Genomic DNA, 9,662 nt, shown 5'->3' with positions numbered 1-9,662 from the left:
CGCCCAGGCTGCCGGCCAGGGTTCGGCCAGCCAGGCACCGGCGTTCACTGTCGTGGACCGCAGCCAACCGCTGCCGTTGTCCTATGCCCAGCAACGCCAGTGGTTCCTCTGGCAGCTGGAGCCTGAAAGCGCCGCCTACCATATCCCCGCAGCCCTGCAACTGAAGGGCCGGATCAACCTGGAGGCGCTGCGCCAGGCCTTCGAAGCCCTGGTCGCGCGGCATGAGAGCCTGCGCACCACCTTCGAGCAACGGGGTGGCGAGGCACTACAGCATATCCAGGTGCCCACGATCTTCACCCTGGTGATGGAGTCGCTGCAGGACACCTCCACCGAGGCGGTCCGCGAACGCGTGGCCCGCGAGATCCAGCGCCCCTTCGACCTGACCCAGGGGCCGCTACTGCGGGTACGCCTGCTGCGCCTGGCCGAGGACGAGCATGTGCTGGTGCTGACCCTGCACCATATCGTCGCCGACGGCTGGTCGATGCCGATCATGGTCGATGAGGTGGTGAGCGCCTACCTGGCCTTGAGCCAGGGCCGCCAGCCCGAGCTGCCGGTCCTGGCCATGCAGTACGCCGACTATGCCGCCTGGCAGCGCCAGTGGATGGCGGCCGGCGAGCAGGCCCGCCAGCTCGATTACTGGCTGGCCCAGCTGGGCGGCGAGCACTATGTGCTGCAACTGCCCACCGATCACCCGCGTCCCACCGTGCAGAGCCACGCCGGACGCAGCCTCGCCATCGAGGTGCCGGCGCCGTTGGTCCAGGCCCTGAAGGCCCAGGCGCGCCAGCAAGGGGTGACGTTGTTCATGCTGCTGCTGGCCTCGTTCCAGAGCCTGCTGCACCGCCAGACCGGGCAGGCCGACATCCGCGTCGGCGTGCCGATCGCCAACCGCACCCGGGCCGAGACCGAGGGGCTGATCGGCTTCTTCGTCAACACCCAGGTGCTCAAGGCGCAGTTCGAGCTGCACACGACCTTCAGCGAGTTGCTGCAGCAGGTCAAGCACACCGCGCTGCAGGCCCAGGCCCACCAGGACCTGCCGTTCGAGCAACTGGTCGAGGCGTTGCAGCCAGAGCGCAGCCTGAGCCACAACCCGCTGTTCCAGGTGATGTTCAACCACCAGGCCCAGCGCTCGGATCAGGCGCGCGAGTTGCCGGGTTTGAGCATCGAAGGCCTGAGCTGGGGCAACCCCACGGCGCATCTGGACCTGGCCCTGGACACCTTCGAAAGCGAGGATGGCCTGGGCGCGACCCTGACCTACGTCAGCGACCTGTTCGAGCACGCTACCATCGAGCGTATGGCCGCGCACTGGCTCAACCTGTTGCAGGCGATCAGCACCCAGCCGGCCCAGCGCATCGTCGAGCTGCCGCTGCTGGACGCGACGCAGCGCCAGACCATCCTTGAGCAATGGTGCCGACACGAGGCGGTCTACCCCGACCAGCGCACCGTGCAGCAGCTGATCGCCGACCAGGCCGCGCGCACGCCGCAGGCCACGGCGCTGATCTGCGAAGGGCAGCAGCTCAGCTACCAGGCCCTGGACCAGCGCGCCAACCAGCTGGCCCACCGCTTGCGCGAGGAAGGCATCGGCCCGGACGTGCGCGTCGGCATCGCCCTGCCGCGCAGCCTGGACATGGTGGTCGGTCTGCTGGCGGTGCTCAAGGCCGGCGGCGCCTATGTGCCGCTGGACCCCGACTACCCGCACGAGCGCCTGGCCTACATGATGGAGGACAGCGGCATCGTCCTGCTGCTTGGCCACAGCACGCAGCTGCAAGGCCTGGCGGTGGCGCCGCAGGTACGCTGCCTGTGCCTGGACAGCGAACCCCTCGACGCCTGGCCGAACCATGCGCTGCCTGAACTGGGCGACCCCGACAACCTGGCGTACATCATGTACACCTCCGGTTCCACCGGCCGCCCCAAGGGCGTGGGCATCAGCGCCGCGGCCCTGAGCCGGCACGCCCATGTCGCCAAGGGCTTCTGCGGGCTGTCGGCGGCCGACCGGGTGCTGCAGTTCTCCACCTTCAACTTCGACGCCTTCGTCGAGCAGCTGTACCCGGCGCTGATCTGCGGCGCCAGCGTGGTGGTGCGTGGCCCGATGCTGTGGGACAGCGAGACCTTCTACCGCGAAGTGGTGACCCACGGCATCACCTTCGCCGACCTGCCGACCGCCTACTGGCACCTGCTGGCCAAGGACTTCGCGGCCAAGGGCCCGCGGGACTATGGCCAGCTGCGGCGCATCCACATGGGCGGCGAGGCCATGGCCGCCGATGCGGTGCTGGCCTGGCAACAGGCCGGGCTTGGCCATGTGCGCCTGCTCAACACCTACGGGCCGACCGAGGCCACCGTCAGTGTCATGAGCCATGACTGCAGCGCCTATGTCACCGGCGAGCAGCCCCTGCCGGTGCAGATCCCGATCGGCAAGGCCCTGGCCGGCCGCTCGATCCACCTGGTGGACGCCGACGGTGACCTGGCCCTGCCTGGGGCCATCGGCGAACTGCTGGTCGGTGGCGAATTGCTTGCCCGCGGTTATCACAACCGCCCTGGGTTGACTGCCGAGCGCTTCATCCCCGATCCGTTCGCCAGCACACCGGGTGGGCGTCTGTACCGTACCGGCGACCTGGCGCGCTATCGCGAGCAGGGTGTGGTCGAGTATGCCGGGCGCATCGACCATCAGGTGAAGATCCGCGGATTCCGTATCGAACTGGGCGAGATCGAGGCACGTCTGCGCGAGCACCCGGCGGTGCGCGAGGTGCTGGTGGTCGATATCGATGGCCCGGGCGGCAAGCAGCTGGCCGCCTACCTGGTGCCCGACGCGATGCCCGAGGAGGACGCTGGCCTGCGCGCCGAACTGAAGGCGCACCTGGGTGCCAGCCTGCCGGACTACATGGTGCCGACGTACCTGGTGCTGCTCGAGCGCATGCCGCTGCTGCCCAACGGCAAGCTCGACCGCAAGGCGCTGCCGGCCCCCGATACCCGTCAGGCGCAGTCGGCCTACGTGGCCCCGGTCAGCGAGCTGGAACAGCAGCTGGCGGCGCTCTGGGCCGAGGTGCTGGAGGTCGAGCGGGTGGGCCTGATGGATGACTTCTTCGAGCTGGGCGGGCATTCGCTGCTGGCGGCCCAGCTGATTTCCAAGATCAACTCGGGCCTGGGGATCGACATCCCGCTGCGCCTGCTATTCGAGAAACCGCAATTGAATGATTTTGCCCAGGCCTGTGCCTCCACCGGCCTGTCGTTGAGCGAGGACGGCTTGTCCGATATCGAAAGAATGATGAATGAAATGGCGGGCGTCTGAGATGGACAAGAGCACAGCAGAACGTATCGCCAAGCGCTTTGTGGGCCTTGCCCTGGAGCAGCGTCGGCAGATCCTCGACAAGATGCGCGAGACCGGGCAGAGCTTCCGCCTGCTGCCGATCGCCGTCACCCGCCACGACAGCCCGCGCATCCCGCTGTCCTATGCCCAGCAGCGCATGCTGTTCCTCTGGCAGCTGGAGCCGCAGAGCAGCTTCTACAACGTGCCGATGGCGGTGCGCCTGAGTGGTTCGCTGAACCAGCAGGCCGTGGCCGAGGCCCTGGACGCGCTGGTGCGGCGCCACGAGAGCCTGCGCACGCGCTTCGTCTCCGAAGAGGGCGAGTTCCACCAGCAGGTCCTTGAGCAGTCGGGTGTGAGCCTGGAGCTGCGCGAGGTGCAGGCCGGGCCGGGCGAAGATCTCGAACAGTGCCTGCGCGGCGCGGTGCGCGAGGCGCTGGATGCGCCCTTCGACCTGCTCGAAGGGCCGCTGCTGCGGGTCCGGTTGCTGCGCCTGGCGCCCAGCGAACATGTGCTGACGGTGTGCATGCACCATATCGTCTCCGACGGCTGGTCGGGCGAGCTGATGGTGCAGGAGTTCGTGCACCTGTACGAGGCGCTGTCCCAGGGCCGCGCCGCCGACCTGCCACCGCTCGAGGTGCAGTACGCCGACTATGCCATCTGGCAGCGCGCCTGGCTCGAGGCCGGCGAGGGTGAGCGCCAGTTGCAGTACTGGAAGCAGCAGCTGGGGGATGAGCACCCGGTGCTGGAACTGCCGTTGGATCATGAGCGCCCGGCGCACCCCAGCTACCGCGGCGCGACCCTGCGCAGCGATGTGCCGGCGGCGCTGTCGGCCAAGCTCAAGGCCCAGGCGCGCAGCCAGGGCCAGACCGTGTTCATGCTGACCCTCGCGGCCCTGGCCGTGACCCTGGCGCGCTACAGCGGCCAGGCCGACATCCGCATCGGCGCGCCCAACGCCGGGCGCAACCGCAAGGAAGTCGAAGGCCTGATCGGCTTCTTCATCAACACCCAGGTGCTGCGGGTGCAGGTGGACGAGTGTCAGAGCGGCGCGGCCCTGCTGGAACAGGTGAAGCAGGCCGTCAGTGGAGCGCAGTCACATCAGGAACTGCCGTTCGAGCACCTGGTGGATGCCCTGGCGCCGGAGCGCTCGCTGGGCCACAACCCACTGTTCCAGGTGAAGATCAACCAGAACCTGGCCGACAGCGAAGCCGCCGCCCAGGCCCGGCAGACGCTGGGCGGCCTGAGCGTCAGCGGTTTTTCGGTCGAAGGCCGCGATGCCCGCTTCGACCTGGCCTTCGACTTCTCCGAAACGCCCGACGGCCTGCAAGGCTACTTCACCTACAGCACCGACCTGTTCGAAGCCGCGACCATCGAACGCATCGCTGCGTCGTTCCAGGCGGTGCTGCGCACCCTCGTGGAGCATCCTGAGGCGGCGCTGTTCGAGCATCCCGATACCCAGGCCGCGCAGGTCGAGACCAACCTGCGGGACTGGTCGCAGCCGGACTTCCTCGCCCTGTGGCGCCAGGGCTTGCAGGTCGGTGCCGGGCAGCCGGCGCTGCGCGCGGGTGATCGGATGGTCAGCTACACAGAGCTGGAGCAGCAGGCCAATCGCTTCGCTCACTATCTGACGGCGCAGGGCATCGCCCCCGGCATGACCGTGGCGCTGTGCCAGGAGCGCTCCATCGAGTGGGTGACCAGCCTGCTGGCCGTGCTCAAGCTGGGTGCGGTGTACCTGCCGCTGGACAGCCGCCAGCCCGCCGAACGCCTGCAGCAACTGCTGCAGGCCAGTGGCGCGCGGTTGCTGGTGCATGCCTTGGGCGATGCCCAGGCGGCGGGGCTGGGCGCATGCCCGACGCTGGCCTTTGACGCGGCGCAGCACGCTGACTGCAGCGACCAGCCGCCGGCGGTACACATTGAACCGCAGCAAGCGGCCTACATCATCTACACCTCGGGTTCCACCGGGCAGCCCAAGGGCGTGGTGATCAGCCACGGTGCACTGGCCAACTACCTGCAGGGCGTGCTGCAACGCCTCGACCTGCAACCCGGCGCCAGCCTGGCGATGGTCTCCACCGTGGCCGCGGACCTGGGTCACACCGTGCTGTTCGGCGCGCTGGCCTCGGGCCGGCTGCTGCACCTGCTGGGCCACGACCAGGGCTTCGACCCGGACAGCTTTGCCAGCTACATGGCCGAGCACCGGGTCGATGTGCTGAAGATCGTGCCCAGTCATCTGCAAGGCCTGCTGCAGGCCGCGCAGCCTGAGCGGGTGTTGCCCGAACAGCTGCTGATCCTTGGCGGCGAAGCCAGCTCCTGGGCCCTGATCGAGCAGGTCCGGCGCCTGAAACCCGGCTGCCGGATCATCAACCACTATGGCCCGACTGAGACCACTGTGGGCATCCTCACCCACGAAGTCGGCGAACGCCTGCCCGGCTGGCGCAGCGTGCCGGTGGGTCGACCATTGGATAACGGCCAGGCGCGGGTGCTGGATGCCTACCTCAACCCGTTGCCCGAGCGGGTGGCCGGCGAGCTGTACCTGGGTGGCCAGGGCCTGGCCCAGGGCTATGTCGGCCAGCCGGGCCTGACCGCCGAGCGTTTCGTCCCCGATCCCTTTGGCCACAACGGCGAGCGGCTGTACCGTGCCGGTGACCGCGCGCGCCTGGATCAGGGCGTGCTGGAATACCTGGGCCGCGGCGACGACCAGGTGAAGATCCGCGGCTACCGGGTCGAGCCGGGCGAGGTCGGTCAGGTGCTGCAAGGCCTGCCCGGCGTCGGCGAGGCCGTGGTGCTGGCGCTGCCCCTGGACAGTGATCCGACGCGCCTGCAACTGGTGGCCTGGGCCGTGCCGGCGGCGGGCGTGGAGCTGCAGGCCGAGGCGTTGCGCCAGGCCCTGCAGGCGCGCCTGCCGGAGTACCTGGTGCCGGCTCAAGTGCTGTTGCTCGAGCGCCTGCCGCTGACCGCCAACGGCAAGCTGGACAAAAAGGCGCTGCCCAAACCGGGAGTGGCCAGGCAGCGTTACACCGCGCCTGTTGGCGAAATCGAGGAAAAACTTGCCGCGATCTGGTGCGAAGTGCTCAAGCGCGAGCAAGTGGGCAGCACCGACAACTTCTTCGAGTTGGGCGGCGATTCGATTCTCAGCCTGCAGATCATCGCCCGGGCCAAGCGCCAGGGCATCAAGCTGAGCCCCAAGCAGTTGTTCGAGAAGCAGACCATCGGCCAACTGGCGGCGGTGGCCAAGCTGATCGAGAAGAAACCGGCGGCCGAGGTGGTCGAGCAGGTCAGCGGCAGTCTGCCGTTGCTGCCGATCCAGGCGCGTTTCTTCGACACCGCGATTCCCCAGCGTCACCACTGGAACCAGGCGGTGCTGCTGAGCCCGCGCCAGTCCTTGACGGTGGCGTTGCTGCAGCCTGCGCTCGAGCTGCTGGTGGCGCAGCACGACGCCCTGCGCCTGCGGTTCAGTGAGGAGCAGGGGCAGTGGCAGGGGCAGTTCGCGCCGGTTGATACGCAGCAATTGCTGTGGGTGCATCAACTGGACGATGCCGCGCGCCTGCCGGAGCTGGCAGACGAAGCCCAGCGCAGCCTGGACCTGAAGCATGGCCCGCTGCTGCGGGTGGTGCTGATCGACCTGCCCGAAGGCCAGCAGCGCCTGCTGGTGGTGATCCATCACCTGGTGGTCGACGGCGTGTCCTGGCGCGTCCTGCTCGAAGACCTGCAGGCGGCCTGCCAGGCCCTGGCGGCCGGCAAGACGCCGGTACTGCCGGTCAAGAGCAGCTCGCTCAAGGCCTGGGCCGAGCACCTGCGCGAGCATGCCCGCAGCCCCGCGCTGGTGGCCGAGCTGGCTTACTGGCAGGCGCAGCTGCAGGGTGTCAGCGACGCCCTGCCTGGGGCGAACCCTGAGGGCGGCCAGCAGCGCAAGCATGAGATCTCGGTGCGCACCCGACTGAACGCCGAGCTGACCCGGCAACTGCTGCAAGAGGCGCCAGCCGCCTACCGCACCCAGGTCAACGACCTGCTGCTGACGGCGCTGGCCCGGGTCATCCGCCGCTGGACCGGCGAGGCGCATGCGCTGATCCGCCTGGAAGGCCACGGCCGTGAAGACCTGTTTGACGACCTCGACATCACCCGCACGGTGGGTTGGTTCAGCAGCCTGTATCCATTGAAACTGACCCCGGCAAGCGAGATGGGCGCGTCGATCATGGCGGTCAAGGAGCAGCTGCGCGCAGTGCCGGCCAAGGGTATCGGCTACGGCGTGCTGCGCTACCTGGGCGACGAGCAGGCCCGCCAGACCCTCGGCGCATCGGCCCAGGGCAGCATCGTGTTCAACTACCTGGGGCAGTTCGACGGCAGCTTCGACAGCGAGCAAGGCCTGTTCGTCCCGGCGCCGGAAGGCGCGGGGCAGGGGCAGAGCCCGGAGGCGCCGCTGGGCAGCCTGCTCAGCATCGATGGCCAGGTTTACGCCGGCGAGCTGGCCCTGGACTGGAGCTTCAGCAGCGCCGTGTTCGAGCGCGGACAGATCCAGCGCCTGGCCGACGAATACGCCGAGGAACTGCGCCTGCTGATCGCCCATTGCACCACCGCTGGCGTGGCGGGCGTGACGCCGTCGGACTTCCCGCTGGCCAGCCTCGACCAGCGCCAGTTGGCGGCGTTGCCGGTGGCCGCGAGCAATATCGAGGACATCTACCCGTTGTCGCCGATGCAGCAGGGCATGCTGTTCCACAGCCTCTACGAGCAGGCGGTGGGCAACTACATCAACCAGCTGCGGGTCGAGGTGCAGGGTCTAGATGTGCCGCGTTTCGTCGCGGCCTGGCAGGCCACCCTGGACAGCCACGAGGTACTGCGCAGCAGCTTTGTCAGCGGTTACGACCAGTCGCTGCAGGTCGTCCTGCGCGAGGCACGCCTGCCGCTGGTGGAGCTGGACTGGCGCACTCAGGCCGACTTTCCGAGCGCGTTGCAGACCTGGGCCGAAGCCGACCTGCGCGCCGGCTTCGACCTCGCCTGCGGCCCGCTGCTGCGCCTGGCGGTGATCCGTACCGGCGAGCAGCACTACCAGCTGGTGTTGACCAACCACCATATCCTGCTGGATGGCTGGAGCAGCTCGCGCCTGTTCGGCGAGGTGCTGCAGCGTTACGCCGGTGTTGTGCCTGCGGCCAAGACCAGCCGTTACCGCGACTATATCCAGTGGCTGCAACGTCAGGACCAGGCTGCCAGCGAGCGCTTCTGGCGCGAGCGCACCGCCTGCTTGAACGAACCCACCCGGCTCGCCCAGGCGTTCCGCTCCGAGGCTCATGGGCAGGGACAGGGTGAATACCCGGTGTTGCTCGACCCGCAACGCACCCAGCGCCTGGGCGAGTTTGCCCGGGACCAGCGGGTCACCCTCAACACTCTGGTCCAGGCGGCCTGGCTGCTGCTGTTGCAGCGCTATACCGGGCAGTCCAGCGTTACCTTCGGCGCCACCGTGGCAGGTCGCCCGGCCGAGTTGCCGGGTGTCGAGGAGCAGCTGGGGCTGTTCATCAATACCCTGCCGGTGATCGCCAGCCCGCGTCCGGAACAGACCGTGGGCGACTGGGTGCAGCAGGTCCAGGCGCTGAACCTGGCCTTGCGCGAGCATGAGCACACGCCGCTGTACGAGATCCAGCGCTGGGCCGGCTGGAGCGGCGAGGCGCTGTTCGACAATATCCTGGTGTTCGAAAACTATCCGGTGTCCGAGGCGCTTCAAGCCGGTGCGCCCCAGGAACTGGCGTTTGGCGAGGTGGTCAGCCAGGAGCAGACCAACTATCCGCTGACCCTGGTGGCACAGGTGGGTGACAAGCTGCTGGCCAGCTTCAAGTTTGATCGGGCCAGTTATGCCGAATCGGCCGTCGAACAGTTGGCGGCGCACTTCGTCGAGCTGCTGGAAGGATTGGCGGACTCGTCGCAGCGGGCGCTGGGTGACCTGGCCTTGAGCGGGGCGGCGGAGCAGGAGATTGCCAGTTTCCCGAGCGAAGCCTGTGCTCATGTGCTGATCGAAGCGCAGGCGGCGCGCACGCCTGAAGCAGTCGCCGTGACCTTCGCCGGGCAGTCGCTGAGCTACGACCAGCTCAACCGTCGCGCCAATCGCCTGGCGCACAAGCTGCGCGAGCAGGGCGTGGGGTCGGATGTGCTGGTGGGTATCGCGGTGGATCGCGGTTTCGAGATGATTGTCGGCCTGCTGGCGATCCTCAAGGCGGGTGGCGCCTATGTGCCGCTGGATCCTGAATATCCGCAGGACCGCCTGAGCTACATGATGGAAGACAGCGGCATTCAACTGCTGCTGACGCAAGGCCATCTGCTGGTCGATCTGCCCGTACCGGCGCAGGTTCGCAGCCTGAAGCTGGAAGATGATCTGGCCGGC

The 9,662-nt window shown here is 68.1% G+C and carries 2 protein-coding genes; both read left to right on the top strand.

All coding sequences use genetic code 11. From position 1 onward, the window contains the following. Positions 1-3,283, top strand: a 3,283-nt coding sequence (locus NMG10_RS25555; RefSeq protein ID WP_254465354.1) for an amino acid adenylation domain-containing protein, incomplete at its 5' end; no start/stop codon positions are given. A 1-nt stretch (position 3,284) separates the two neighbouring features. Next, on the top strand, positions 3,285-9,662 hold a 6,378-nt coding region (locus NMG10_RS25550; protein ID WP_254465353.1), incomplete at its 3' end, for a non-ribosomal peptide synthetase.

Source organism: Pseudomonas sp. DVZ6, from assembly GCF_024259445.1.
Lineage (GTDB): Bacteria > Pseudomonadota > Gammaproteobacteria > Pseudomonadales > Pseudomonadaceae > Aquipseudomonas > Aquipseudomonas peradeniyensis.
This window is presented reverse-complemented; position numbering and strand designations above follow the sequence as displayed.